At 66.1% G+C, this 25,250-nt stretch carries 21 protein-coding genes and 1 pseudogene; 9 read left to right on the forward strand and 13 right to left on the reverse strand.

All coding sequences use genetic code 11. From position 1 onward, the window contains the following. Positions 1-76 precede the first annotated feature (76 nt). From DX912_RS10525 to DX912_RS10560, 8 genes are all read left to right on the forward strand, one after another. Positions 77-307: a hypothetical protein gene (locus tag DX912_RS10525; RefSeq protein ID WP_115842469.1), complete on the forward strand. Its 231-nt coding sequence runs from the start codon at positions 77-79 to the stop codon at positions 305-307. A gap of 88 nt (positions 308-395) precedes the next feature. After that, entirely contained in the window at positions 396-1,379 is a 984-nt protein-coding gene (locus tag DX912_RS10530) for a PhoH family protein (RefSeq protein WP_115842601.1), read from the forward strand. Positions 1,380-1,387: 8 nt separating this feature from the next. Continuing rightward, positions 1,388-1,867, forward strand: coding sequence for an rRNA maturation RNase YbeY (gene ybeY / locus DX912_RS10535; RefSeq protein ID WP_115842470.1), 480 nt, complete (start codon positions 1,388-1,390; stop codon positions 1,865-1,867). Positions 1,868-1,962: 95 nt separating this feature from the next. Then, complete coding sequence (locus tag DX912_RS10540; protein WP_115842471.1) at positions 1,963-2,859, forward strand: CorC family transporter; 897 nt, start codon at positions 1,963-1,965, stop codon at positions 2,857-2,859. Positions 2,860-2,869: 10 nt separating this feature from the next. After that, positions 2,870-4,036, forward strand: a complete 1,167-nt coding sequence (locus DX912_RS10545) for a lipoprotein N-acyltransferase Lnb domain-containing protein (RefSeq protein WP_115842602.1) — start codon at positions 2,870-2,872, stop codon at positions 4,034-4,036. 39 nt (positions 4,037-4,075) lie between these two features. Next, positions 4,076-5,095, forward strand: coding sequence for a magnesium/cobalt transporter CorA (corA, locus tag DX912_RS10550; RefSeq protein WP_115842472.1), 1,020 nt, complete (start codon positions 4,076-4,078; stop codon positions 5,093-5,095). A gap of 113 nt (positions 5,096-5,208) precedes the next feature. Then, positions 5,209-7,269: a carbon starvation CstA family protein gene (locus DX912_RS10555; RefSeq protein WP_115842473.1), complete on the forward strand. Its 2,061-nt coding sequence runs from the start codon at positions 5,209-5,211 to the stop codon at positions 7,267-7,269. Positions 7,270-7,276: 7 nt separating this feature from the next. After that, positions 7,277-7,504, forward strand: coding sequence for a YbdD/YjiX family protein (locus DX912_RS10560; protein WP_425477934.1), 228 nt, complete (start codon positions 7,277-7,279; stop codon positions 7,502-7,504). A gap of 66 nt (positions 7,505-7,570) precedes the next feature. Here the strand turns inward: DX912_RS10560 and DX912_RS10565 are convergent, their stop codons facing one another. The 10 genes from DX912_RS10565 to DX912_RS10610 form a co-directional block, all read right to left on the reverse strand. Next, positions 7,571-7,795 (reverse strand): hypothetical protein, encoded by a 225-nt coding sequence (locus tag DX912_RS10565; RefSeq protein ID WP_147298627.1) that lies wholly within the window; start codon positions 7,793-7,795, stop codon positions 7,571-7,573. A 28-nt stretch (positions 7,796-7,823) separates the two neighbouring features. After that, a complete protein-coding gene (locus DX912_RS10570; protein ID WP_115842475.1) occupies positions 7,824-9,065 on the reverse strand; it encodes a DUF819 family protein in 1,242 nt (413 codons plus the stop codon). A 109-nt stretch (positions 9,066-9,174) separates the two neighbouring features. Then, complete coding sequence (locus DX912_RS10575; protein WP_115842476.1) at positions 9,175-11,079, reverse strand: T6SS phospholipase effector Tle1-like catalytic domain-containing protein; 1,905 nt, start codon at positions 11,077-11,079, stop codon at positions 9,175-9,177. Continuing rightward, the gene (locus DX912_RS10580) at positions 11,076-11,774 is read right to left on the reverse strand and encodes a DUF3304 domain-containing protein (RefSeq protein ID WP_115842477.1); all 699 of its coding nucleotides are present in this window, start codon (positions 11,772-11,774) and stop codon (positions 11,076-11,078) included. Before DX912_RS10580 ends, DX912_RS10575 begins: the two co-directional genes overlap by 4 nt. Further along, positions 11,771-12,199 (reverse strand): DUF3304 domain-containing protein, encoded by a 429-nt coding sequence (locus tag DX912_RS10585; RefSeq protein ID WP_115842478.1) that lies wholly within the window; start codon positions 12,197-12,199, stop codon positions 11,771-11,773. The genes DX912_RS10580 and DX912_RS10585 overlap by 4 nt, the downstream gene beginning before the upstream one ends. 152 nt (positions 12,200-12,351) lie before the next feature. Further along, a complete protein-coding gene (locus DX912_RS10590; protein ID WP_147298628.1) occupies positions 12,352-12,813 on the reverse strand; it encodes a hypothetical protein in 462 nt (153 codons plus the stop codon). Between the two features lie 295 nt (positions 12,814-13,108). Further along, positions 13,109-13,933 carry a DUF4123 domain-containing protein gene (locus DX912_RS10595; RefSeq protein ID WP_181902796.1) on the reverse strand — a complete coding sequence of 275 codons (825 nt, stop codon included), beginning with the start codon at positions 13,931-13,933 and terminating at the stop codon, positions 13,109-13,111. Beyond that, entirely contained in the window at positions 13,930-16,020 is a 2,091-nt protein-coding gene (locus tag DX912_RS10600; protein ID WP_181902797.1) for a type VI secretion system Vgr family protein, read from the reverse strand. Before DX912_RS10600 ends, DX912_RS10595 begins: the two co-directional genes overlap by 4 nt. Before the next feature lie 145 nt (positions 16,021-16,165). Next, the gene (locus tag DX912_RS10605; RefSeq protein ID WP_181902798.1) at positions 16,166-18,232 is read right to left on the reverse strand and encodes a S9 family peptidase; all 2,067 of its coding nucleotides are present in this window, start codon (positions 18,230-18,232) and stop codon (positions 16,166-16,168) included. Between the two features lie 139 nt (positions 18,233-18,371). Next, positions 18,372-20,321 carry an OPT family oligopeptide transporter gene (locus DX912_RS10610; protein WP_115842483.1) on the reverse strand — a complete coding sequence of 650 codons (1,950 nt, stop codon included), beginning with the start codon at positions 20,319-20,321 and terminating at the stop codon, positions 18,372-18,374. 636 nt (positions 20,322-20,957) lie between these two features. On the opposite strand from DX912_RS10610, the gene DX912_RS10615 reads away from it, so the two are divergent. Further along, complete coding sequence (locus tag DX912_RS10615) at positions 20,958-22,730, forward strand: peptide MFS transporter (RefSeq protein ID WP_233433568.1); 1,773 nt, start codon at positions 20,958-20,960, stop codon at positions 22,728-22,730. Positions 22,731-22,781: 51 nt separating this feature from the next. On the opposite strand, the pseudogene DX912_RS10620 reads toward DX912_RS10615, so the two are convergent. The 3 genes and pseudogenes from DX912_RS10620 to rfbD all read right to left on the reverse strand — a co-directional run. Continuing rightward, positions 22,782-23,666 (reverse strand): annotated as a pseudogene (locus DX912_RS10620) (alpha/beta hydrolase family protein); the annotation flags it as partial. A gap of 4 nt (positions 23,667-23,670) precedes the next feature. Then, entirely contained in the window at positions 23,671-24,264 is a 594-nt protein-coding gene (locus tag DX912_RS10625) for a hypothetical protein (protein ID WP_115842486.1), read from the reverse strand. Positions 24,265-24,357: 93 nt separating this feature from the next. Beyond that, a complete protein-coding gene (gene rfbD, locus DX912_RS10630) occupies positions 24,358-25,242 on the reverse strand; it encodes a dTDP-4-dehydrorhamnose reductase (RefSeq protein WP_115842487.1) in 885 nt (294 codons plus the stop codon). Positions 25,243-25,250: the final 8 nt, after the last annotated feature.

Consider the following 25,250-nt stretch of genomic DNA (forward strand, 5'->3'; position numbering starts at 1 on the left):
GAGCGTTGCGAAGATGACAAGCGTCGCGCGGCCCGGTCGGCCATGATGGGGACGGGTCCACCACGGAATCCTTCCCATGATTCCCACGCATCCCCTCCTCCAGCGCTGCGCCCTCGGCCTGTGGTTCCTGGGGCTCGGCGCGCTCGGCCTGCTGCGCTGGTGGATGCGCTATTCGCGCGACGCGCAGGTGTTCTCCGACGTGGTGATGCACGTCTGGCTGTGGGGATCGCTCGGGCTGGTGGCGGTCGGCGCCGTGTGGACCGCGTGCGCGTTCGCCACGCATCGACGCCATCGCGACACGCGCTGAGGCTTCTTTGAAAAATGACACCCGCGGGCGCAAGCTTGTGGGCTCCGGCGCGCGTCGCGCGCATTCCCCCACGGAAGATCCCGTCACGATGTCCCGAACCACGTCCGAATTCGTCCTGGAGCCGGCCGAAACCGAGCGCCTGGCCAACCTCAGCGGTCCCTTCGACGGCCACCTGCGCATGATCGAACTGCGCCTGGGCGTGGAGATCGCCAACCGCGGCAACATCTTCCGCATCGTCGGTCCGCAGGACGCGGTGGGCAAGGCCGAGCGCCTGCTGCGCGACCTCTGGCGCGACGCCGCCGAGGAAGCGCTCACCGAGCCCGCGATCCACCTGCGCCTGACCGAGATCGACGCCGACCACGTCGCCAACGACGACGTCGAACCGCAGGAAGTCGCCATCCGCGTCAAACGCGGCACGATCCGCGGTCGCGGCGCGAACCAGGCCAAGTACCTGCACGCGATCGCCACCAACGACATCAACTTCGGCATCGGCCCCGCGGGCACCGGCAAGACGTTCCTCGCCGTCGCCAGCGCCGTGGAAGCATTGAACGAAGCGCGCGTGCAGCGGCTGATCCTCGTACGCCCCGCGGTCGAAGCCGGCGAAAAGCTGGGCTTCCTCCCGGGCGATCTGACGCAGAAGGTCGATCCCTACCTGCGCCCGCTCTACGACGCGCTGTACGAGATGCTCGGCGTGGAGAAGGTCGTCAAGCTGCTGGAGAAGAACGTCATCGAGATCGCGCCGCTTGCGTACATGCGCGGACGCACGCTTAACGATGCGTATGTGATTCTCGACGAGGCGCAGAACACGACCATCGAGCAGATGAAGATGTTCCTGACCCGCATCGGCTACGGCAGCACGGCCGTGGTCACCGGCGATCTCACGCAGATCGATCTTCCGCGGCACCAGAAGTCCGGCCTGAAGGATGCGCTGGACGTACTGCGCGACGTCAACGGCATCAGCTTCACCTTCTTCGAATCGCGCGACGTCGTGCGCCATCCGCTCGTGGCGCGCATCGTCAACGCCTACGATGCCCGCGACGCGCAGAACGCGGCGACCGGCCCGTCCGCCTGAGCGATGCCATGACCAAGGGCCCGATCCGTCTCGACGTCGTCATCAACTATGCCGTGCCGCGTGCCGGCGTTCCGTCCGCGGTGAGCTTCCGCAAGTGGGTCGCGGCCGCGCTCGACAGCCGCATCCGCGAAGCCGACCTCGCCATCCGCATCGTCGGCACGAAGGAAGGCCGCGCGCTCAACCATCACTACCGCGGCAAGGACTACGCGACGAACGTACTCAGCTTCCCGGCAGAACTGCCCGACGGCCTGCCCGAAGGCGTGAAGATGCCGCTGCTGGGCGACCTGGTGATCTGCGCGCCGGTGGTGGCGCGGGAGGCGAAGGAACAGAAGAAGCCGCTGGCCGCGCACTACGCGCACCTGACGGTGCACGGCGTGCTGCATCTGCTCGGCTGGGACCACGAGGACGAGAAGGAAGCCGTCTGCATGGAGCAGCTGGAGCGGGAAATCCTCGCCGGGATGGGCATCGAGGACCCTTACGGCGAATGACGCTTGGCCGACCCGGGCCCGCCAAGCGCCCGTCGCCCATCCGCGCTAGACTCCCCCGACGCCCCCATCCCCCCGGGGCGCCTGACTAAATCGCAATGTCCGAGGACGACAGTAGTAGCTTCCATTCGCCCGAGCACCCGGAAAAACGCGCCGATCGGCGCGGGCACGAAAAGCCCCGTTCCTGGCTCGAACGCATCAGCTCGGCGCTTTCCGGCGAACCGACCACCCGCGAAGACCTCGTCGAACTGCTGCGCGATGCGCAGGCCGACGGGCTGATCGCCGCCGACACGCTCCGCATGATGGAAGGCGCCATCGCGGTGTCCGACCTCACCGTGGGCGACGTGATGATTCCGCGCTCGCAGATGGTCTCGCTCCCGGCGGACGCCAAGTTCCTGGACCTGATGAAGCAGGTGGTCGAATCGGGCCACTCGCGCTTCCCGGTGCACGGCGAGGACAAGGACGAGATCCTCGGCGTATTGCTCGCGAAGGACCTGCTGCGCGGCGTGGTCGCCGACAACGGCCCGGGCAGCATCCACGAACTGCTGCGCCCGGCGGTCCTGATCCCCGAATCCAAGCGCCTGAACGTGCTGCTGCGCGAGTTCCGCCAGTCGCGCAACCACATGGCGATCGTGATCGACGAGCACGGCGGCGTTGCCGGCCTGGTGACGATCGAGGACGTGCTCGAACAGATCGTCGGCGAGATCGACGACGAACACGACGACGCGGAAGACCCGAACGCGCTGATCGCCGCGCAGGCCGACGGCCAGTTCGTGGTGGACGCGCTGACGCCGATTTCCGACTTCAACGAACGCTTCGGTGCCGACTTCGATGACGACGAATACGACACCATCGGCGGGCTCGTCACGGCGGCCATCGGCCACCTGCCCGAAGCTGGCGAGGAGCTCACGCTGGGACGCTTCGTGTTCCGCGTCTCCGGCGCCGATGCGCGCCGCGTGCACGCCTTCCACGTCGGGGTGCTGGGTGACGCGTGAGTCGGGCGCGATGCGCCGCGTCTGTGCGCTGATCCTCCTGCTGCTGGCGTTCGTCGCCCTGCCCGCCTTCGCCGCCGCGCCGCGCATTGGCGTGGCGACGATGCAGCCGGGCGAGATTTTCTTCGAGCGCTTCGGCCACAACGCGATCGTCGTGGTCGATCCGGAAACGAACGAGGCGATTTCCTACAACTTCGGGTTCTTCGATCCGACCGAGAAGGATTTCGTCAGCCGCTTCGTGAAGGGCGACATGCGCTATCGCCTGGCGGCGCTGCCGTTCGAGCAGGACCTGATGCAATACCGCGAGGAAGGCCGCGGCGTGAGCATCCAGTGGCTCGACCTGACCGACGCACAGGCGAGCGAGGTGGCCGCCGCGCTGGCGGAGAACGCGAAGCCGGAGAACGCGTTCTACAAGTACGAATACTTCGACGACAACTGCTCCACGCGCGTGCGCGACGCGCTCGACCGCGTGCTCGACGGTGGCCTGCGCCGGCAGATCGAAGGCCGCTCGCACGGCTCCACCGCGCGCAGCGAAGCCGTGCGACTCGCGTCGCCTGCGTGGTGGATGTGGCTGGGTTTCGACGTCGGGCTCGGTCCGTCCGCCGACCAGCCGATGCCGGTCTGGCGCGAGTCGTACGTGCCGATGCGCCTGGCCGCCGCGCTGCGCGAGGTGAAGAACAGCGACGGACGTCCGCTTGTGCTGGAAGAACAGGAAATCCTTCCGCATCGACTTCCGCCCGAGCCGCAGGACGGCCCGGTGCGCTGGTGGCCCTGGGCGCTGGCCGGCATCGCGATCGGCATCGCCGCGGCGGTGGTGGGACGCTCGCGTCCGCGCGTGGTCGCCGCCGTCGCGCTGCCGTTCTGGATCCTCGCCGGCGTGCTCGGCGCGTTGATGCTGTTCCTCTGGTTCGGCACGCAGCACACCTATGCGTGGGCGAACGCGAATCTCCTGCTGCTCAGCCCGTTGTGCTGGCTGCTGCTGCCCGGCGCGGTGCGCGTGCTGCGCGGGCGCGATCCGGGACGGTTCTTCCGCGGCGTGCTCGTCGCGGTGGCCGTCGGTGCGGTCGCGTCGCTGTTCGTGTACTGGCTGCCAGTGACGCCGCAACGCAACGTGCACTGGATCGCGCTGCTGCTGCCGATCCACCTCGGGCTCCTGCAGGCCTTCCGCGCTCGACGCTGAGGGTTGCCGCGGCGGGCGTGCCGGGCGCAGGATTCGCGCATGAGCACGCCTGCCCCGACTCCGACGAAACACAACAGCCTCAACCCCCAGTGCGTGGTCAACTGCGCCGCCTACGGGCGTGGCGGCACGCGCCGTGAAATCAGCCTGGACGAGATCAGCGAAGTCCTCGCGAAGGACGACGACACCTTCGTCTGGGTCGGCGTGTACGAGCCCGAAGACGCCATCCTCGACAAGCTGCAGGAAGAGTTCGGCCTGCACGACCTCGCCATCGAGGACGCACGCAACGCGCACCAGCGTCCGAAGATCGAAACCTATGGCAACTCGCTCTTCATCGTCGTTCACACGGCGCAGAGCGTGGACAGCCACATCCGCTTCGGCGAGACGCACATCTTCGTCGGACCGCGCTACCTGGTGACGGTGCGGCATGGCGCATCCACCAGTTACGCACCGGCGCGCGCCCGCTACGAGCGCGACGCGGACGACCTCGCGCATGGGCCCGGTGCGGCGCTCTACACGGTGCTCGACCTCATCGTCGACAACTTCCAGCCGATCGTGCAGGAGTTCAGCCAGGACCTGAACGAGCTGGAGCAGGACATCTTCGCCGAGGAATTCCGCAGCGAAACGGTCAAGCACCTGTACGACCTCAAGCGCGAACTCACGCGCCTGCGCATGGCCGTGTCGCCGCTGCAGGACATCCTCGGGCAGCTCGCGCGTGCGCGAACCAGCCTCATCGACGAGGAAAGCCAGCTGTATTTCCGCGACGTGCTCGACCACGCCGTGCGCCTCAACGAAACCACCGACACGCTGCGGGAAATGCTCACCGCGGCGATGAGCGTGAACCTGTCGCTGGTGACGATCCACCAGGGCGAGATCGTCAAGCGGCTGGCCGGCTGGGCCGCGCTGCTCGCCGCGCCGACCCTGATCACCAGCTGGTACGGCATGAACTTCACGCACATGCCGGAACTGGAAGGCCGCTGGAGCTACCCGGCGATGATCGTCCTGGTCGGCGTGGTCTGCGTTGTGCTCTACGCGTTGTTGCGGCGCGCCAAATGGCTGTAACTGCGCCCGGCGTCGCCTTGCTTAGACCAAAGTCGCAGGCGAGTTGACGCATTGCGCATTGACCCGGCGCCCGGCGCGGCGCGACCCTTCGGTGATCCTTCCGGAGGGGTGTCATGAAATCTCTGTCTTGGCTTGGCTGGGCCGTCCTGGCGGTACTGGCGGCTTTCTGCATCGGCACCATCGCCCTGCATCGCGGCGAAACGATCAACGCGATCTGGCTGGTGGTCGCGGCGGTGGCGACCTTCACCGTCGCGTTCCGCTTCTACGGGCTGTACATCTCGCGCAACGCGCTGATGATCGACGGCTCGCGCGCGACGCCCGCATGGCGTCGCAACGACGGACTGGACTACGTCCCAACCGCCAAGAGCATCGTCTTCGGACACCACTTCGCCGCGATCGCCGGCGCCGGCCCGCTGGTCGGCCCCGTGCTCGCCGCGCAGATGGGTTATCTGCCCGGCACGCTGTGGATCCTGTTCGGCGTGGTCCTGGCCGGCGCGGTGCAGGACATGCTCGTGCTGTTCTTCTCCACGCGCCGCGATGGCCGCTCGCTGGGCGAGATGATCCGCGCCGAGATGGGCCCCGCCGCGGGCGTGATCTCGATGGTCGGCATCCTGATGATCATGGTCATCCTGCTGGCGGTGCTGGCGCTGGTCGTGGTGAAGGCGCTCGCGGAAAGTCCGTGGGGCACGTTCACCGTGGCGATGACGATCCCGATCGCCATTCTGATGGGCCTGTACCTGCGCTACTTCCGCCCGGGTCGCATCATGGAAGTGTCGATCATCGGCTTCGTGCTGCTGATGCTGGCGATCTGGGGCGGCGGACTCGTCGCCGCGGATCCGACCTGGGGCCCGGTGTTCCACCTCAAGGGCACGACGCTGGCGTGGCTGATGATCGCCTACGGCTTCGTCGCCTCGGTGCTGCCCGTGTGGTTCCTGCTGGCGCCGCGCGACTACCTGTCCACGTTCCTCAAGATCGGCACCGTGCTGATCCTCGCGCTGGCGATCGTGGTCGCGATGCCCGACCTGCAGATGCCGGCGGTGACCAAGTTCGTCGACGGCACCGGCCCGGTGTTCTCGGGCAAGCTGTTCCCGTTCCTCTTCATCACCATCGCCTGCGGCGCGGTGTCGGGCTTCCACTCGCTGATCAGCTCGGGCACGACGCCGAAGATGATCGCAAGCGAGCGCGACATCCCGATGGTCGGCTACGGCGGCATGCTGATGGAAGCCTTCGTCGCGATCATGGCGCTGATCGCCGCCTGCGTGCTGCAGCCGGGCATCTACTTCGCGATGAACTCGCCCGCCGCGCTGATCGGCACGACGGCCGAATCGGCCGCGGCCGCGATCTCCAGCTGGGGCTTCGTGCTCACGCCCGACATCCTGACCGCGACGGCGAAGGAAATTGGCGAGCAGACCATCCTCTCGCGCACCGGCGGCGCGCCGACGCTCGCGGTGGGCATGGCGCAGATTCTGCACGGGTTGATCCCGGGCGAAGGGATGATGGCCTTCTGGTACCACTACGCGATCCTGTTCGAAGCGCTGTTCATCCTGACGACGGTCGACGCCGGCACGCGCGTGGCGCGCTTCATGATCCAGGAACTCGTGGGCCTGGCGTACGAGCCGTTCAAGCAGACCGAGAGCTGGGTCAGCAACGTGGTGTGCACGCTGATCGCCGTGAGCCTGTGGGGCTATTTCCTCTACCAGGGCGTGGTCGATCCGCTCGGCGGCATCAACACGCTGTGGCCGCTGTTCGGCATAGCCAACCAGATGCTCGCGGGCATAGCGCTGGTGTTCTGCAGCGTGGTGATGGTGAAGATGAAGCGCGAGAAGTTCCTGTGGATCCCGCTGATCCCGACGGCGTGGCTGCTGATCTGCACGCTCAGCGCGGGCTGGCAGAAGCTGTTCCACCCCGATCCGAAGATCGGCTTCATCGCCAACGCCCGCAAGTTCGCCGACGCCGCCGCGCGCGGCGAGGTGCTCGCGCCGGCCAAGTCGATGGACGACATGTCGCGCGTGATCTTCAACAACTACCTCGACGCCGCGCTGTGCGGATTGTTCGTCGCGGTGGTGGTGGCGACGGTGCTGTTCGGCCTGCGTGCCGCACTGGCCGCGCGTCGCACCAACCTCCCGACGGCGAAGGAGTCGGACTATGTCGCGCTCGATGCCATCGCCCGCTGATCGTTCCGTGGACCGTCCCGCCGCGCGCGCCCTGCGCGTGGCGTCGGGCCTGCTCGTACGCTGGTGGCGTGCGAGCTGCCAGACCGCCCGCCTGGCCATCGGCATTCCCGACTACGACGTGTACGTCGCGCACGTGCGACGCACGCATCCCGATCGCGAACCGATGACGCGCGAGGAGTTCTTCCGCGAGCGCATGGAAGCGCGCTACGGCAAGGGCAGCAGTCGCTGTTGTTGAGGCTGAAGCATGAAAGAGAAAAGGCGCCCATTGGGCGCCTTTTCTTTTTGTGGACCGACTGGGCAATCAGGGATCCAGCGGCCGGTTACGGCTCCAATGAACGAGTTCCCACGCGCCGCCGGCGATCAATCCGACCAAGCCGATGAAGGCCGCCATCGCCGCCGCATCGGGCGTGCTGCCCGCGATCCGGTACACCGCCAGCGCGAGTACGACGCACACCGCAAGCGGCGCGAAGAAACGCCAGTGCTCAAGCAGACCGAGCCAACTGTCGGGGTCGAGAGGATTGAACATCGTCTTCCCCGAACGCACCATCGCTTCGTCAGTGCGCCAGCGACCGCAGCACCAGCCCCATCGCATACGCCAGCCCGGTGCCTGTTGCGTAACCCAGCGTGCCTAGAAGTGCGCCGACCGGCGCGAGGGCCGGATGGAAGGCGGAGGCGACGACCGGCGCCGACGCAGGACCGCCGATGTTGCTTTGCGAGCCGATCGCGAAATAGAAGAACGGCACCTTCAGCAGGCGCCCGACCAGCCACAGCATCAGGATGTGGAAACCGAGCCACACCAGGCCCAGTAGGTACAGCCACGGGCGGTCGAACAGCGCCAGGATGTCCATCTGCATGCCGATGGCGGCGATCAGGAAATACAGCAGCAGCGTGCCGATGTTCGACGCGCCGGCGCCTTCCAGCGTGCGCGCGCGCGTGAAGCTCAGGCCCAGGCCGACGAAGGTGGAGATCAGCACCACCCACACGAACGGCTCGTGCAGGCTCACCGAGCGCGCCCAAGAGACATTCGCGCCGAACCACGTTGAGAGCGGCGCGGCTAGAAAGTGCGCGAGGCCGACGGTGCCGAACGCGATGCCGACGATGACCATAAGGTCGGTGAGCGTCGGCACGCGGCTGTGCTCGGCCTTGAACGCGGCGAGCTTGTCCTTGAGTTCGTCAATGGCGCGCGTGTCGGCGCCGCTGCGCGCGTCGATTGCCGCCGAGCGTCCGGCGAGGAAGATCAGGATCGCCATCCACACGTACCCGACGCCGACGTCGACCACCGCGAACTGCCCGAACGTCGTCGCGTCGACCTGGAAGATTTCCTTCATCGCGAGCATGTTCGCGCCGCCGCCGGTCCAGCTGCCGGCCAGCGCCGTCATGCCGGCCCACGTGTCGCCCGCGACCGTTTCCGGATGCACCGCCTGGAACAGCAGGAACGCGAGGATGCCGCCGGCGACCACGCTGAGCGACGCGGTGACGTACATCGCCACCAGCTTCGGGCCCAACCGCATCACTGCCTTCAGGTCGATGGACAGCGTCAGCAGCACCAGCGCGGCGGGCAGCAGCACGCGGCTGGCAACGGGGTTGTAGAGCTTGCTGTGTTCGCCGTCGATGACGCCGAAGGTGTTGAACAGCCCCGGGATCAGGTAGCACAGCAGCAGCGCGGGAACGATCGAATAGAACTTGCGGAACGAGGCGAGCGACGAGGTCCAGAACACCGCGCCGAGCGTGGCGGCGATCAGCCCCAGTATCACGATGTCGTTGGTGATCAGCGCGGTACTGGGAGCTGGCGGCATGCGGACGGATCGCCTTGAGTGATGCACCGGAGGTTATCAGGCAGGGCGGTCGGCGGACAGGCATCTCGCCTTGCCGCCTTTGCCCATCGTGCCGGGCGGGCAGAGGGCATCAGAAGGGAAGTCTTGAGTACGCGAAATGCTGGCGTGGATGCAGGTAGCTCCAGGCCATCTCCCGGCGCCTGCTTATGGCTGCGACGACATCGCTGACGCTGACGTCGCCATCGTCGAAGGTGCCCGGCGCTTCGTCGCTGGCCAGCGGTACCTCCAGATACCGCTTCGTTTTCTCCGCATCGGGCGTCCGGTCGTAGATGCCCAGCTTCCTGCGCTCAAGCGGGGTCAGCGGATCGGTGGGCGGCATTCGCGGGCCGTGCTGGCTGGAGCCGCCGGGGTCCATCCATTGCGCCGGCGCCTGCGAGCGGTATTTCTCGTACTCAACCAGCGCTTGCCGGTACGCCGCGTCCCGCTCCTTCAAGCGATCGTGGATCTTTTTGTGGTCGTAGTAGCTCAACGGGTCGACGATGGTGAATCCGGCACGCGAGTCGTGCACGTAGCGGTCGAAAAAGTCCAGCACGGTCTGGCCGCCGCGCGATTGAATGCGGTCAAGCCCCTGCCAGTAGCGCCGGTAGAAGTTCAGGCCGGTGCTGTCCACGGGCTGCACGGGCATGGGGCGGTCGGTCGCCCGCAGCGCCTGATTCTGCATGTCGACGCGCTCGTCTTGCTGCAACTTCTGAATGTAGTGCCTGAACTGGTCGTTGGCCTGCACCAGGTTGATCCGGTCCTGCGCGGAGATGTGCTTCATGCAGTCCATCCGCGAAAACGCCTTCTCGTCCAGCACCGACCTCCGCCAATGCAGGTATTGATGCAGGTGGCGCTGGTACTGGCGGATGGCGGGAAGCGATTTGCCCTCCAGCGCGACGGAGCGCACGTAGTGATCGTAGTGAGCGCGCAGGTCGCTGCTTATGGCGAAGTCTTCCTCCAGACGCGCCTCGGCAAGCTTCTCACGACTGCGTAGCGCCACACCGGCCTTGAGCGCGCGCTCGTACATGTCGTTCAGGGCGATCTGCGACAGGACCTCGCCTCGTTCACGTCCGCCCTTGCCCTGATCGCCTGCGCCGTAGCCACCCCCCACGTCCGAATGCATGCCGGGGTACACCACTTCGATGCAGTTGGACGGATAGCGGCCGTCCTTGCCCAGCACCAGGTCGACTGGAAACGAATTGCGCCCTTCATGGCCCGCCACGAAGTGCACGCATTGCTCGACCTGCGGCGGAATCACCAGCAGATCCCGGTTTCCCCAGGCGAAGTGCCCGTCAAAGAATCCCGGGAACGAATCGGCTGGCCCCACCGAAGCGACGGTATCGAACAGGCCCAGAAAGCGGATTCGCAGCGGGACGCCACAGAAGGACCGGCCGTTTGGACTGAAATGCTTCAGAAGCTGGTTGAGGAACGAACGGGCCTCCGTGGCGCCGCGCGAGAAGCCAAACACGTCCAGCACGATTTCCTCGATGCGCGGCGCGTTTCGACGTTGGGCCGATTGCGCGACCAGCGAGGTGAGGCGACGGTTCCATGAGCGGTAGTTTGCTTCGTCTTTTAGGGCCTTCGGAATATCGGCATCAGCAACTATGAAGGTTTTTGTCAACGCGTAAGCCACACGATTGACGATGCTCAGCACCGCATACCGGATCCGCTCGGACCCCATGGCCCCCATCGACCCGCCGTACTCATGCGGAACTGCCTCGCCGATTTCCTTGAAGGGCGTACCCACGCCGGGAACATAGATGGCATTCAGGCCGTTGATTGGCTCCTTGAGAGCCGCCTTGTACAGCCGCGCCACATTGCTGTGCGAATACCCTCCGTCCGCGCGGTCGTCCAAATACAGGTTATTGCCCGTGCCGTCGAAGTAGATCCCGAACTTCAGGCTCAGCTTGCACTCACCGTTCCTGCAGATCAGTACACGCCCCGGCTTGGCCACCGTCGCCGGCGCCTCTTTCGGCGTGTAGGCGACATTGCTCATTGCGTTTGCTCCTTGCCCTTCGGCGGCATATGGAAGAAATCCTTGGTGGGAAGATCGGGTCCGGGATAGGCGGGATGTCCGGGGCCGACCATGCTTGGGATGATCAGTACCTCATCGTCCGAAAGTAGATGCAGCCAAGTTCCGCCAACCCTCTCGTACTTCTGGATCGGCACGACCTTCTCGGTCCAACGGCAGGCTTCTTCATCCGGGACGGGATGATTTCGATCGAACCGATCGCAACGCTCCCACCTCACCACGGCGGTCAATCCGGGACGCCAGCGATATGGCAGCGAAATACCGCCCGCCACGATGCCGCCTCCCATGCTCGCTTCACCCACCCACGTCCCATCGACGAACACATTGCGCACGAACGTGTCGCTGGGATCGTGATCCATCGCGGTGACGGAACTGCCGAACGTCGCATCGGGATCGGGCTGCTTCGGCGCGCACGCGACCAACGCCAGCGCGAATAACGCCACGCCCGCTGTTGCGAACCATCGCGAACGTCGCGCCATATCCGTGCGTGAGTAACCGTCTTCCGCTCGGTCGCCCAATTCTTGGTTGTTGCCCGTGCCGTCGAAATAGACCCCGAACTTCAGGCTCAGCTTGCACTCGCCGTTCCTGCAGATCAGCACCCGCCCCGGCTTGGCCACGGTCGCCGGCGCATCTTTCGGCGTGTAGGCGACATTGCTCATTGCGTTTGCTCCTTGCCCTTCTGCGGCATATGGAAGAAATCCTTGGTGGGATACCCGGGACCGGGGTAGGCCGGATGCCTTGGATCGAGCATCGTGGGGATGATCAGCACACGGTCTCCTTCCAAAAGATGCAGGTCTGTGTGTCCAACCTCGCCGTACTTCTGGATCGGCACGACCTTCTCGGTCCAACGGCAGGCTTCTTCATCCGGGACGGGATGATTTCGATCGAACCGGTCGCAACGCTCCCACCTCACCACGGCGGTCAACCCGGGCCGCCAGCGATAGGGCAGCGAGATACCGCCAAGCACGGTTTTGCCGCCACGCCCCCCCCTCACCCACCCACGTCCCATCGACGAACACATTGCGCACAAACGTGTCGCTGGGATCGTGGTCCATCGCGGTGACGGAACTGCCGAACGTCGCATCGGGATCGGGCTGCTTCGGCGCGCACGCGGCCAGTGACAGGACGAGCACGGCAATGCAGGCGAGCCCGGCACATCGCAATCCTTGCGCTTGTTCTCCCCATTCGTTCATCGAGAGGCATGGAAGCTCAGGCGACGCCATGCGCAGATCCCTTTCATTGTGCCAAGCGGCTGAGAAGCGCCGCGATGACCGTTCCCGTGGCCACAATGAGTGCGATCCATATCGCCTGAGCCCACGCGGGCGCGGCGAGCATCCGTGACGCAAGCGTCTTCCGTGAGGCGGATCTTTCCGCTTCGCTGCGCGGATCCGACAAACGAAGGAAGATCAATATGACGACAATCGCGATTGCTATGCCCGCAGAAATGGCGCGACCGGAGATGTAGGGGATGTCGGATGCATAGAGGAGTATTCCCGTCCATAACGGCACGATGAAGCCGAAGTACCCGCTGCCGATATTTACTGGGCTGATCAGTAGGGCGCGCACTGTTGCCTTCGCCCACCGGTGATAATTTTTCTCTGATTTCCTTGGCCATATGAAGTGAAAGAAGAGCTCGGCACCTGTGATCGGGATTAGGTAGAGCACGCAATACATTCCCAGTACGAATTCATCGCTCACTGATCATGCCTCCTGGCACGCAATCAAACTGGCGCTCCATCGGCATGGCACGCCACCGCGGCGCGCCGGCGTTGACATCAAGCTGCATGTGTAACCAACTGCGTGCCATCAAGCGTCGTCCTTGGGATGGAGGAACTCCAAGGTCGATCCGGTCGCCGCGCGCTGTCCATTAGAGTTTTTCGGAAACCTCCTCAGCGCAGTAGCAGGCATAGGAGGACGGAGCCCGCATTGCCCCCGACGAAACATGCGCGCCGCCCGCAACTCAGCCATCCGCAACGACCGATGAGATCGAACGTCACGTGGCATCGGTACCGTGAAACGCAGCCCACAAGGCCGCGCCCCTGAGCCGCTGGACGATCGCGGTGTGCACACCCAACTGGCGGCATTCCTCGGTGCCGACCTTCAATACCCACTGCAACAGGGTGAATTGATCATCGAGGTCGTCGTAGCCGATGGAGCGGGCGTACTCGACCAGCGTGTCGGCAGCCTCGTGGCGCCGCTCCCGCGACGACAGCGTGACGTGCGGCACGACCAGACCCTTGGCTTGGTGCAACAGCTGGTCGGGCACGCTGGCTTCGCACAGTTGTCCGAACTGTGCCGGGCTCAGTGCCGGATCACCCCACGCGACGGCGTCTTCGTTCTTCATCTGCGGCAAATTCAGCAGCACGGCGCGCCCGTCGCGGTCGCCGCAGCACCAGGCATGCCAAGGCTGGAAGAACGCCGTTCGCTGCTCCGCATGCCAGATCGAAACCAGCGCACGCAGCGTGCGGCCATCGGCGACGCGCACATAACCGCGCGGCGCGCCGTCCGGTAGCGGCGCGACGATCCACGGGACCAGGTGCGCATGCGCCGCCGTGAGGTCCACGCGACCGAGCAGCCAATTGACGCCGCGCGCCGCGCCGTCGATACCAACGCCGCGCGCGGTGTCCGAGCTCATCAACCACGGTCCGAGCGCCTGCGCCTCGGGCTCCAGGCCCACGAACAGCGACAGCGCGCCCGAGGCATCTTCGGCCAGTTTGCCGCCCAGTTCGTGTTGCACGGCGCCATCGATGAACACCAGTTCGTGCGCCTGCGGCGCTGCGGCGCGCAGTCGCGCCCACTCGTCGGGCAGCGGATTCACAGGGCCACCGTCGGAAGACCTGCCATCGCGGCGCGAGCTATGCACTCCAGGCAGATCGCGTCCTTCGGTACGCCCAGCATCGACAACAGGTTGCCCGTGCCCTCAGGTACGTGATTCATCGGGCCCTTGAAGTCGATCGCCAGGCCTTCGATGGTTACGCCGTCATCGTCGATCGTGATGGTCCCGCCGGGTCCGCGAAGCGTCAGCCGTTCACTTGCTTCGATGAGATACGTCTGCGTGCGCTCGTGTATGTGCTCGCCGGCCTCGATATCCATGCGGCCTTCAACGCGGTGCGAGAAATTTCCACCAGTCTCGGCGGACCGGTTAGATGCGGTCTTCTCGATGCGGACGTTGCCCACCGACTCGATCAGGTCCTTCACGATGGTGATCTGCCGTGAGCGGCCTATGTCGATGATGTGATCGCGTCCCAGCGATTCGCGGCGATCCTGACCGACGCTCAGGCTCTCGTCGTTGCCGACCGACTCCTTGCGGTCGTGGCCGACGGCGATGGTTTCGTCATTGGCCACGTCTTCGCTGCGGTCATGCCCGATCTTCGTCGTCTCGTCGTGCTCGACGATGATGTTCTGGTCCTTCTGCGCGTGGACGAAGATCTCCTCACGGCCCGCTTCGTCCTCGAACCGCAATTCGTTGTAGCCCTCGCCCTTGTGCGTCTGCGACTTGAACGTCGTGCGCGTCTTGTGACGCGGCAGTTCGTATGGCGGGCGATTTGCAGCGTGATAGGCGCGGCCGGTGACGATCGGCTGGTCCGGGTCGCCTTCGAGGAAACTGACGATCACCTCGTGCCCGATGCGCGGCAGCGCCATGAAGCCGTACATCGCGCCAGCCCAGCCCTGGCTCACGCGGATCCAGCAGGTGGCGTTTTCGCGCCGGCCTTCGCGATCCCATGGAAACCACACCTGCACGCGGCCGTGCTCGTCGCAGTGGATTTCCTCACCTTGCGGGCCGACCACATGCGCGATCTGCGGACCGTCGATGACCGGTCGCGCCGCGGGGACCGGTTTCCAGTCGTAGTGGGCGGGCACCACGACGGCTTCGTAGCGGTAGCGCGTCCCGTGTTGGGAATCGGAACCGTCGGCTTCCTGCGATACGTTCTGTTCGCCTGCGTGATGCATCGAGATCACGCGCCAATGCGTGTTGAGCGCCTCGACCGGATGGCCGGCCAGATCGAAGGCGAGCGCCGGGTACAGGCGCGCATCGTCGCCTTCGATCAACGCATGCTCGGCAAGGTTGCGAAGGCCCGAGAGTCGGGCGCGAGTGAAAGGCTTGCCTGCGGTATCGGCCTTGTAGCGGCCGGGGTAGTCGTAGTGCTCGTAGTCGCCTACGGCCTGTTCGGCGTTCCACGATCTGGCTTCGTGCTGGAGGTCGTAACGGGGATTGTGGAAGGTCGCGTCGCGTTGGGTGATCCGCGTCGGAGCCAGTTGCCGCCGATGTGCGAAACGCCACAGATGCGGTACGGGCGCATCCCCGGCCGGGGCTGGCTGATAGAGGACGTCACCAGCCAGACGCGGCGCGGTCTCGATGCGATCGTTCAACACGAGGCGATCGGCGCCCTCTTCGGTCTGGTGCCAGTAGACGATGCCTTCCTCGGTCGCGAGCCGATGCAGGAAGCGCCGGTCGTCCTCGCGGTATTGCACGGCGTATTCGCGCGATGCGTGGTGGCTCTGGTATGTCGTTCTTGGCACCGCCAGGCGGTGCTCGTCCAACAGCGTCGCGAGGATCGACGGCACGTCGACCTGCTGGAAGATGCGGGAGTTGTGGCGCAGCGCCAGTCGCGCGAGCGGCGACTCGACCACCGCCTTGTAGCGGGTCAGGCGGAATCCGGTTTCACCCTGCTCAAAAGCCGTCACCACGCCGATCACGGTGCGCTCTGCGCTGCCGTCGCGTTCGATGGCGAACACCGCCTTGCGCTCCAGTTGCGCGCTGGCGTCGACGGCGTCGTCGGGCGCGGACAGCTCCAGCTCAAGCCTGAACGACTGCGACACGCCCTCGGTGAGATCGAAACGAACGACGTCGAATGCACGACCCGCTATATCGAGCGTGAACCCGACTTCCGCCTGATGCGCCATGGACCGATCCTTGACATGGAAAGAGTCAAGTTCGCGAGCGAGCGGGCGCCTGTCCATGAGAGGTTTTCGTCGGCGCAATCGCTGCACCGTCGGAAATAAAAAAAGGCGGAGCACCTGGCTCCGCCTTTTCCGCAACACCGGGTTGTTACTGCCCGATGTACTGCTTCAGCCACGCGTTGACCGTGTCGTGCCACTGCACGGAATTGGCCGGCTTGAGCACCCAGTGGTTCTCGTCGGGGAAATACAGGAACTGCGACGGAATCCCCTGGCGCTGCAGCGCGGTGAACACGCCGATGCCCTGCTCGACCGGGATGCGGAAGTCCTGCTGTCCGTGCACGACGAGCATCGGCACGCGCCAGTTCTTCACGTGGTTCACCGGGTTGAACTTCTCGTAGTTCGCGGCCTTGTCGATGGCGTTGCCGCCCTGCTCCCAGTCGGTGAACCACTGCTCTTCGGTCGCGAAGCCCATCATGCGCTGGTCGAACACGCCGTCGTGGCTCACCAGGCACTTCCACGGTTGGTTCCAGTTGCCTGCGATCCAGTTGACCATGAAGCCGCCGTAGCTCGCGCCCAGTGCGCAGGCCTTGTCGCCGTCGAGGAAGCCGTACTGCTTCTGCGCCGCGGCCCAACCCTTCTGCAGGTCTTCCAGCGGACGGTCGCCCCAATGCTGGCTGATCGCGTCGGTGAACGCCTGGCCGTAACCGGTCGAACCGTGGAAGTCGATCATCACCACCGCGTAGCCCTGGCCCGCGTACGTCTGCGGATTCCAGCGGTAGCTCCAGCCGTTGCCGAAGCTGCCCTGCGGACCGCCGTGGATCAGGAATGCGACCGGATACTTCTTGCCTTCGACGTAGTTCCACGGCTTGACGATATAGCCGTGCACCGTGTCGCCGTTCCAGCCCTTGAAGTCGAACTGTTCGAAATCGCCGAACGCCACGTCGGGCAGGCGCTCGCCCGTGGTCTGCGTGATAGCGCGCAGCGGCGCGGACGCATCGGCGCTGGTGGTGTACAGCACGTCGCCGGTCTTGAGCGTGTTGTGCGTCAGCGCGAGCGTCGGGCCGGCCAGATCGATCGCCGAAATGCTGCCTTCGCCGACGAGCTTCTTCGCCTCGCCCGACGCGATGTCCACCGCGAACAGCGGGTGTTCGCCCATGTCGGTGGCGGTGGTGTAGATCGTCTTGCCGTTGTTCGCCAACGTGATGCCGTCGGCGGAGCGGTCCCACTTCGGCGCGATCTCGCGCGTGCTGCCGGTCGCGATGTCCATCGCCATCAGGCCGAAGCGGTCGGCCTCGAAGCCCGGGCGCTTCATCGCGCGGTAGAACAGCGTCTTGCCGTCGCTGCTGAAGGTCGCGCCCGTGTCCCACGCGGGATTCGACGCGGTGAGGTTCTTCGCCGCGCCCATGCCGTCGGCGTTGACCTGATACAGGTCGAAGTTGGTGGACGTCGGTTCCTTCGCATCGGCGATGCGTGCGCTGAAGACCAGCGATGCACCATCCGGCGACCAGGTGTATTCGGTGGCGTCGCCGAACGGACGCGACGGCACGTCGCCGTTGACGCCGCCGCTGACGAGCGTCGCCGTCGTGGCCGCCTTGTCGCCGAGGTTGGCGACGAACAGGCGGTTCAGGCGGCCGTCGTTCCACGCATCCCAGTGGCGGATGAACATGCGGTCGAAGACGACGCCGGTGTTCTTCTGCGCGCCGCGCTCGTCGAGCTTCTTCTTCGAGCAGGCCAGGTCGCCCTTGCACTCCGGGAAGGTCTCAAGGTTGATTGCCACGCGCTTGCCATCGGGCGAGAGCTTGTAGCCGCCGACGTCGGTGGACAGATCGGTCACCTGCTTCGGCGAGCCGCCGGCGGCGGGAATCGCGTACAGCTGCATCGAGCCGCCCTTCGCGCTGAGGAAGTAGACGGTCTTGCCGTCGGGCGAGAAGCCCGGCGAATTGACGTTCCAGCCTTCCGGCGTGAGGCGCTTCGGCGGCGCGGCATCGCGCGCCATCAGGTCTTCGATGTAGAGCGCGGTCGAGGACTTGTTCGCCGCCATGTCGACCACGCGCTTGGCGAACACCACGCGGCGGCCGTCCGGCGACAGCGTCGGCGAGGACACGCGTTCGAGCGAGGCAAGGTCGCGAACGTCGAAGCCGCGCGCGGCCAATGCGTTGGTGGAACCGCAGGCCAGCAGCAGGGCGAGCGGGAGGATGGCGTGGCGTGGCGTCATGGGTTTTCTCGAATGCATGTAGAGATGGAGCGATCAGCGCGTTGCGCTTGCCTCGTCATTCCCGCGAACGCGGGAATCCAGTGCCTCGATTGCGGGCAAGTCGCTGGATCCCGCTTTCGCGGAGATGACGCGGTTCGGATCAGGGAGCCGGCTTCGCCGAGTCGACGCCGCCGCCGCGCACGCTCGTGCGGAACAGCAGCCAGGCGACGAAGGCGAGCACGGCCAGGCCGACCCACGGACCCAGGTGCGTGCCAAGCGACAGCACGTCGGCGCGGCCCGACCAGACGATCGGAATCGCGATCGCGATGCCCGTGAGCGCTTCGCCGGTGATCAGGCCCGCGGCGAACAGCGTGCCCGGACGATGCGCGCGATCGCGGTCGGCTTCGTCGCTGTCGATCGACAGGCCGTGGCGACGCTCGACGATGTACGCGAGCAGGCCGCCGAGGAAGATCGGCACCATCAGTTCCAGCGGCAGGTAGATGCCGATCGCCGCGGCCAGCACCGGCACGCGGAAGTGCGCCTTGCGCGACTTCAGCCACTCGTCCAGCGCGATGACCAGCGCGCCGATGACGGCGCCGATGCCGATCATGTCCCACGGCAGCTTGCCGCCGAACAGGCCCTTCGCGACCGATGCCATCAGCGTGGCCTGCGGTGCGGACAGCGAGTTCGGGTGTTCGGCGGTCGGCGGGCCGATGCCGTATGCCTGCGCCAGCAGGTTCAGGACCGGCGCCATGATCAGCGCGCACGAGAACGCACCGATGCCGAGCATCAGCTGCTGCTTCCACGGCGTGGCGCCGACGATGTAACCGGCCTTGAGGTCCTGCAGGTTGTCGCCGCCGACCGCCGCCGCGCAGCACACCACCGCGCCGATCATGATCGCGGCGACCGGGCCGATCGACGAATCGCGGCCGAGCAGCAGCATCAGCACGAGCGAGGCGAACAGGATCGTCGCGATCGTGATGCCGGAGACGGGATTGTTCGACGAACCGACCAGGCCGGCGAGATACGCCGACACCGACACGAACAGGAAGCCGGCGACGATCATGATGATCGTCATCGTCAGGCTCACGCCCCAGGACTGCACGATGGCGTGGTAGAGCATCCACAGCGGGATCACGAACACCGCCAGTGCGACGAGCATCCACTTCATCGGCAGGTCGCGTTCGGTTTCGGCAACGGCCAGGCCGCCGCCCTTGCGCGCCGCGGCAAGGCCGCTCTTGATGCCCGAGGCGAGCGAATTGCGCAGCGAGAACAGCGTCCAGATGCCGCCGATCAGCATCGCGCCGACGCCGAGGTAGCGGATCTTCGCCGACCAGATCGCGCCGCCCGCGTCAGCGGCGGACGCGCCGGCGATCTGCGCGGCGAGCGCGGGATCGGAGTTGAGGAAGAACGCGTGGTAGATCGGAATCGCGAACTGCCACGACAGGATCGAACCGGACACCACCACGATGCCGATGTTCAGGCCGACGATGTAGCCCACGCCCAGCAGCGCCGGCGACAGGTTCGTGCCCATGTAGCCCAGGTACTTGCCGATGAAGCCCGAGGCGACGGCGTTGTCGGGGATCAGGCGCAGGCCGCTTTCGGCAGCGAGCTTCACCAGCGCGCCCAGGCCGCCGGCGACGCCGAGGATCTTCAGGCCCGGACCGGGGTTCTCGCCGGCCTTGAGCACTTCGGCCGCGGCCTTGCCTTCGGGGAACGGCAGCGGTTCCTCGACGATCATCGAGCGGCGCAGCGGCACCGAGAACAGCACGCCGAGCAGGCCGCCAAGGCCGGCGATGCCGACGACCCACCAGTATTTGAAGTCGGGCCAGACGCCCATGATGATCAGCGCGGGGATCGTGAAGATCACGCCCGCGGCGATCGACGAGCCGGCGGAGGCGCCGGTCTGGACGATGTTGTTTTCCAGGATGCTGCCGCCGCCGAGCAGGCGCAGCACGCCCATGGAGACGACGGCCGCCGGGATGGCGGTGGCGATGGTGAGGCCCGCGAACAGGCCCAGGTAAGCATTGGCGGCGGAGAGGATCACCGCCAGCACGACGGCCAGCAGGACAGCTCGGAAGGTCAATTGCGGCGTCGCGGGCGAGGCCATCGGCAGCTCCAGGAGGACTCGGTTGGATCGAGCGGTCCCGGATCATCGCATTGGCTGCCGTGGCCTGTAAAAACTCCGCGGCAAATGGACAGGACGCGGCAATTTGCGGCGGTGCAGCGATACGTGGGGGTATCGCGAGGGAGGTCGACGGAGCCACCTTCGTCATCGCGCGGGATGACGATGCGGCGGCGAAGGCCGGCGAGCGACGTAGAAGGGTGCCAGTGCAGCCTCGCGTGGACACGTCGCGGTCCTCGAACGACTTGGGGCGACCCTCGCGCGGGTCGGCGCGAGCCTCGGATGGCCAGAGGAGCACCCTCGCACAGCTGCGGCGAAGCGTCGGAAGGCCGCACGACACCCACGTCAGGCTCGCCGGCACCTTCGCGAGGGCATCGCGTAGCGCTCGCGAGGCTGCCGCGCTGCCACGGCCTGCGAGCAAGTCGCAGCGCGCGGCTGTGTGGCTGCCCCGCGAGGGCACGGTGGTCCCCTACGCAGGCTCGCGCGCATGCGATCGAACCTGCGCCGGTCTGCGCGCGAGAAGGCGATACAGTCCGCGGGATCCTTCCCGCGGGCGTGCTCCGCAGTCGCTCCTATACTCCCGACCGACTCACCGCGGAGCCCATCGTGGCCGCCACCGACCTGCCGCACCACAACGTCGACGAGGTCGCCCGCGATCCGCGCGACGAGCTCTTCGGCCACCCCAAGGGCGTCTACGTCTGCTTCTTCACCGAGATGTGGGAGCGTTTTTCGTTCTACGGGATGAAGGCGCTGCTGCTGCTCTACCTGCTCCAGCACCATCGCTTCGGCGACGGGCCGGGACTCGACGTGCTCGGCGCCTACGGCGGTCTCGTCTACTGCCTGCCGGTCGTCGGCGGGTTGCTCGCCGATCGTTATCTCGGCATGCGCAAGGCGGTGGTATTCGGCGGACTGCTGCTCGTCGCCGGCCACCTCGGCATGGCAGTGGAAGGCCATGCCGCCACCGTCAGCGGCGCCACCGTCGTGCGCGACGAAGGCGCGTTGCGCGTGTTCTACCTTTCGCTCGCGCTGATCATCGTCGGCGTCGGCTTCCTCAAGCCGAACATCTCCACGATCGTCGGGCGCCTGTATCCGGAAAACGATCCGCGCCGCGACTCCGGCTTCTCGCTGTTCTACGCCGGCATCAACCTGGGCGCGCTGTTCTCCGCGCTGGTGTGCGGTTATCTCGGGCAGACGCTCGGCTGGAAGTGGGGCTTCGGTGCGGCGGGCATCGGCATGCTGCTCGGGCTTGCGCAGTTCCTGTGGGGACAGAAGTACCTGCACGGCCATGCCGAACCGCCGGATCCCGCGCGCCTGCGCGAACGCGCGTTCGGCCTGCCGCGCGAATGGGCGATCTACCTCGGCGCGGTGCTCGCACTGGTGCCGCTGGCGGCGCTGATGTGGGCCGTCGCCAACGGTCGCTTCGCGCTCGGCGGCGAGATCTCGCTCGCATTGATCCTGATGTTGCTGGTGATGCTCGCCGTGCTGGCGTGGTTCGCGTGGTTCCTCAAGGCGCGCTGCACGCGCGAACAGCGCCATCGCATGCTCGCGTTGATGGCGCTGATCTTCATGGCACTGGTGTATTTCACGCTGTACGAGCAGACGTACGGCTCATGGGTGACTTTCACCGATCGCCTGCTGACCAAGGATGTATTCCCGTCGCTGGTGATCCGCGAAGGCACGCCGTGGCCGTGGTCGACGATCTCGCTGGTGCTGGCGCCCTTGGCGTTCGTCGCGGCGGCCACGCTGTCGGACCGTAGGCCCGCCTCGTCGATGCCGAAGCTGCTGTTCGCCGGCGCTATCGTGCTGATGCTCGTCTTCCTGCTGCGCGACTGCGTCGTGCTGCCGCAGACGGCGGGATCGCTGACGTACCTCGGCGCATTGTTCCTGGTGTTGCTCGCGCCGGTGTTCGCGCGGCTGTGGGATGGGCTGGATCGTCGCGGACTGGACCCGTCGAAGCCGGCGAAATCCGCGCTGGGACTGTTGTTCGCCGGATTGAGTTTCGTGCCGATGGCGTGGGCCGCGCAGCACGCCGGCGAAACGGGACAGCTCGCCAGCGTGTGGTGGCTGGTACTGGCCTATCTCGTCCTGGAAATCGGCGAGATGTGCCTGGCGCCAGTCGGCCTTGCCGCGGTGACGCAACTGTCGGTGAAGAGCGTCATGAGCCTGATGATGGGTACGTGGTTCCTCGCCACGGCGTTCTCCGAAACGCTCGCGGCGCTGTTCGGCAAACTCGCCGCGATCGACGTGCCTGAAGGCGCTGCGCTGGACTTCGCCGCAGCGGGCGACAAGTACGCCAACCTGTTCTGGCTGATGACGGGAATCGGTATCGGCTGGGCGGTGCTTGCCTTCATCGCCGCGCCACTGTTGCGGCGGCTGATGCATGGCATCAAGTGATCGCAGGAATGAAAACGGCGCCCGGAGGCGCCGCTTTCATGTGTTTGACGACTACTTCGCGGCCTTCGCATCGCCTGCGCTGCCCGTCGCCGCCAGCGAACCGCCGAGGCTGCGCGAGAGGAACGCGAGCAGGCGAGTGTAGAACTCCTGCTTGTGTTCCTCGGTGTAGAAGCCGTGCGCTTCGGTGTCGTAATAGAGCGTTTCGACCGGAACGCCCGCCTTGCGCAGCGCCGATTCCATCATGTGGCTGTGCTCGATCGGCGCAACGCGATCCTTGCCGCCCGCGGCGAGGAACACAGGTACCTTGATGCGATCGGCCAGACGGTTCGGCGAGACGTCGCCGAGCTTGGCCGGATCGCCTACCCATTCGCGCAGCCAGTTGCCCGAACGGCGGCTGTCGCGGGTGTCGTCGGCGATCATCTTCGGCAGGTCGTACACGCCGACGTAGCCGGCGGCGCACTTGTAGAGGTCGGGCTCCTTCGCCACGCCCATCAGCGAGGCGTATCCACCGTAGCTCGCGCCGTACAGGCAGATGCGGCCCTTGTCGGCAACGCCTTCGGCGATGGCCCAGCGCGTGGCATCGGTGAGATCGTCCTGCATCCTTCCGCCCCACTCTTTCGCCCCGGCGCTGACGTAGGACTTGCCGTAGCCGGACGAGCCGCGATAGTTGAGCTGCAGCACCGCATAGCCAGCCGCCGAGAGCAGCTGCGCGTCCGAATCGAAGCCCCAGTAATCCTGCACGTCGATCGGGCCGCCGTGCGGCATCACCACCAGCGGAAGGTTCCTGCCGTTGCTGCCGTTGGGCGTGGTGAGGAAGCCGTGCAGCGTCATCCCGTCGCGCGCCTTGAATTCGATCGGCTTCGCGGTGGCCTGCTTTTCGGGATCGAACCACTCGCGCTTGGCGAGCACGTGCGCGGCCTTCTTCGCTTTCGTATCGCGCCTACTTCGCCGACGGCCGTGCGATCGCCACGCGCTTCATCCGCCCGGTGAAGGCATCGATGCGCTCGGCGCTCGAATGCGGATCGTCCGAGTACGGTTGCGCCGAAATCAGTGCCGAACGGCCGTCGCCGACCGGCGTCGGGATCAGGTATGCCCAGATGCGGTCGTTGCCCTTCTTCGGCTTGATCGTGGTGCCGAGCCCGCCGTCCTGCGTGCGGTACCCGACCAGCATCTCGGCCTTGCCGCCATCGGCGTTCATCGCGAACAGTTCGCCGGTAAGCTGCGGCTCGTCGAGCGAGCCGAACTTCTCGGCAGCGCTCAGCACCACGCGCTCGGGGCCCACCCATTCGAAATCGGCGATGTAATTGTCACGCGGCATCTTGAACGTGCCGGTGAGTTTGTTCGTGCCGCGTTCGATCACGGCCAGGACGCTTCGATCCTCCATCGGAATCGTCGCGGCCAGGTACTGTCCCCCTGGCGAGATCTTCAGATCGGTGAACTGGTCCCTGCGGACGTAGGCCGACACGTCGACGCCGCCCGCGACGGCATTGGACGACAGCGCCGCGAAAGCGGCGGCAAGCAGAAGCTTCTTCATTGTCCCCTTCCCTAGTGTGGGACGCCGGGCTCCCCGCCAGGCGACGACACAAGACTACCGCGCGAGGCAGACGAGCGGGTGGGACACAGAGCGTCAGGCCAGCGTTCGTGCCAGCGCGTCGCGCCAGTCCGGCAACTCCGGGGCGTACTCGTCGCGCAGACGCGTGGTATCGAGCACCGAATACGCGGGGCGGACCGCGCGGGTCGGGTAATCGGAGGTGGCGATGGGGATTACGGTCGGACGACGGGCAATCAGGCCACGCTCCGACGCTTCATCGAAGATCGCCTCGGCGAAGCCGTGCCAAGTGGTCTCGCCGCTGGCGACGAGATGGCGGATGCCAGACTCGGCAATACCCTTGCGCATCACGGCCGCCGTCACATCGGCGATGAGCCATGCAGGCGTCGGACAGCCATGCTGGTCCGCAACCACGCGCAGCTCATCGCGCTCGGCGCCGACACGCAGCATCGTGCGCAGGAAATTGTGACCGTGCAGGCCGTACACCCAGGCGGTCCGAAGGATCAGATGTCGTGCACCGCTCGCGGTGATCGCGAGTTCGCCATCGAGCTTGCTGCGCCCGTAGACGCCCAGCGGGTCGGTTGTGTCGTCGTCGCGATAGGGACGCGAACCGCGGCCGTCGAACACGTAGTCGGTCGAGTAATGAACCAGCGACGCGCCACATGCGACGGCGGCTTCCGCGAGGCGGCCCGGCGCCAGGGCGTTGATGCGGAAAGCAGCTTCGACCTCATCCTCTGCCCGATCGACCGCTGTGTAGGCCGCGGCGTTGACGATTACGTCAGGATGCACGCGCGCGACCAACGACGCGATGGCGTCCAGATCGCCGAGGTCGAGCGCTTCGCAGCTCGTCTCATCGTCGAGGCGCCCGCTTCGTGTCGTCGCGATCACCTCGCCTAGCGGAGCGAGACTGCGCCGAAGCGCATCGCCAACCTGTCCGTTCGCGCCTACCAGCAGCAGCCTCACGACGCCTG

Source organism: Lysobacter soli (genome assembly GCF_003382285.1).
Taxonomy (GTDB): domain Bacteria; phylum Pseudomonadota; class Gammaproteobacteria; order Xanthomonadales; family Xanthomonadaceae; genus Lysobacter_J; species Lysobacter_J soli.

What these genes read in the sequence shown, in the direction of transcription:
- DX912_RS10565 (WP_147298627.1), bottom strand. Translation starts at nt 7,795, where the DNA reads ATGTTCAATCCTCTCGACCCCGACAGTTGGCTCGGTCTGCTTGAGCAC.
- DX912_RS10610 (WP_115842483.1), bottom strand. Translation starts at nt 20,321, where the DNA reads ATGGCCTCGCCCGCGACGCCGCAATTGACCTTCCGAGCTGTCCTGCTG.
- DX912_RS10600 (WP_181902797.1), bottom strand. Translation starts at nt 16,020, where the DNA reads ATGGCGCATCAGGCGGAAGTCGGGTTCACGCTCGATATAGCGGGTCGT.
- DX912_RS10605 (WP_181902798.1), bottom strand. Translation starts at nt 18,232, where the DNA reads ATGACGCCACGCCACGCCATCCTCCCGCTCGCCCTGCTGCTGGCCTGC.
- DX912_RS10530 (WP_115842601.1), top strand. Translation starts at nt 396, where the DNA reads ATGTCCCGAACCACGTCCGAATTCGTCCTGGAGCCGGCCGAAACCGAG.
- DX912_RS10570 (WP_115842475.1), bottom strand. Translation starts at nt 9,065, where the DNA reads ATGCCGCCAGCTCCCAGTACCGCGCTGATCACCAACGACATCGTGATA.
- DX912_RS10625 (WP_115842486.1), bottom strand. Translation starts at nt 24,264, where the DNA reads ATGAAGAAGCTTCTGCTTGCCGCCGCTTTCGCGGCGCTGTCGTCCAAT.
- DX912_RS10585 (WP_115842478.1), bottom strand. Translation starts at nt 12,199, where the DNA reads ATGCGACGTTCGGCAGTTCCGTCACCGCGATGGACCACGATCCCAGCG.
- DX912_RS10545 (WP_115842602.1), top strand. Translation starts at nt 2,870, where the DNA reads ATGCGCCGCGTCTGTGCGCTGATCCTCCTGCTGCTGGCGTTCGTCGCC.
- DX912_RS10540 (WP_115842471.1), top strand. Translation starts at nt 1,963, where the DNA reads ATGTCCGAGGACGACAGTAGTAGCTTCCATTCGCCCGAGCACCCGGAA.
- corA (WP_115842472.1), top strand. Translation starts at nt 4,076, where the DNA reads ATGAGCACGCCTGCCCCGACTCCGACGAAACACAACAGCCTCAACCCC.
- DX912_RS10555 (WP_115842473.1), top strand. Translation starts at nt 5,209, where the DNA reads ATGAAATCTCTGTCTTGGCTTGGCTGGGCCGTCCTGGCGGTACTGGCG.
- ybeY (WP_115842470.1), top strand. Translation starts at nt 1,388, where the DNA reads ATGACCAAGGGCCCGATCCGTCTCGACGTCGTCATCAACTATGCCGTG.
- DX912_RS10580 (WP_115842477.1), bottom strand. Translation starts at nt 11,774, where the DNA reads ATGAGCAATGTCGCCTACACGCCGAAAGATGCGCCGGCGACCGTGGCC.
- DX912_RS10525 (WP_115842469.1), top strand. Translation starts at nt 77, where the DNA reads ATGATTCCCACGCATCCCCTCCTCCAGCGCTGCGCCCTCGGCCTGTGG.
- DX912_RS10575 (WP_115842476.1), bottom strand. Translation starts at nt 11,079, where the DNA reads ATGAGCAATGTCGCCTACACGCCGAAAGAGGCGCCGGCGACGGTGGCC.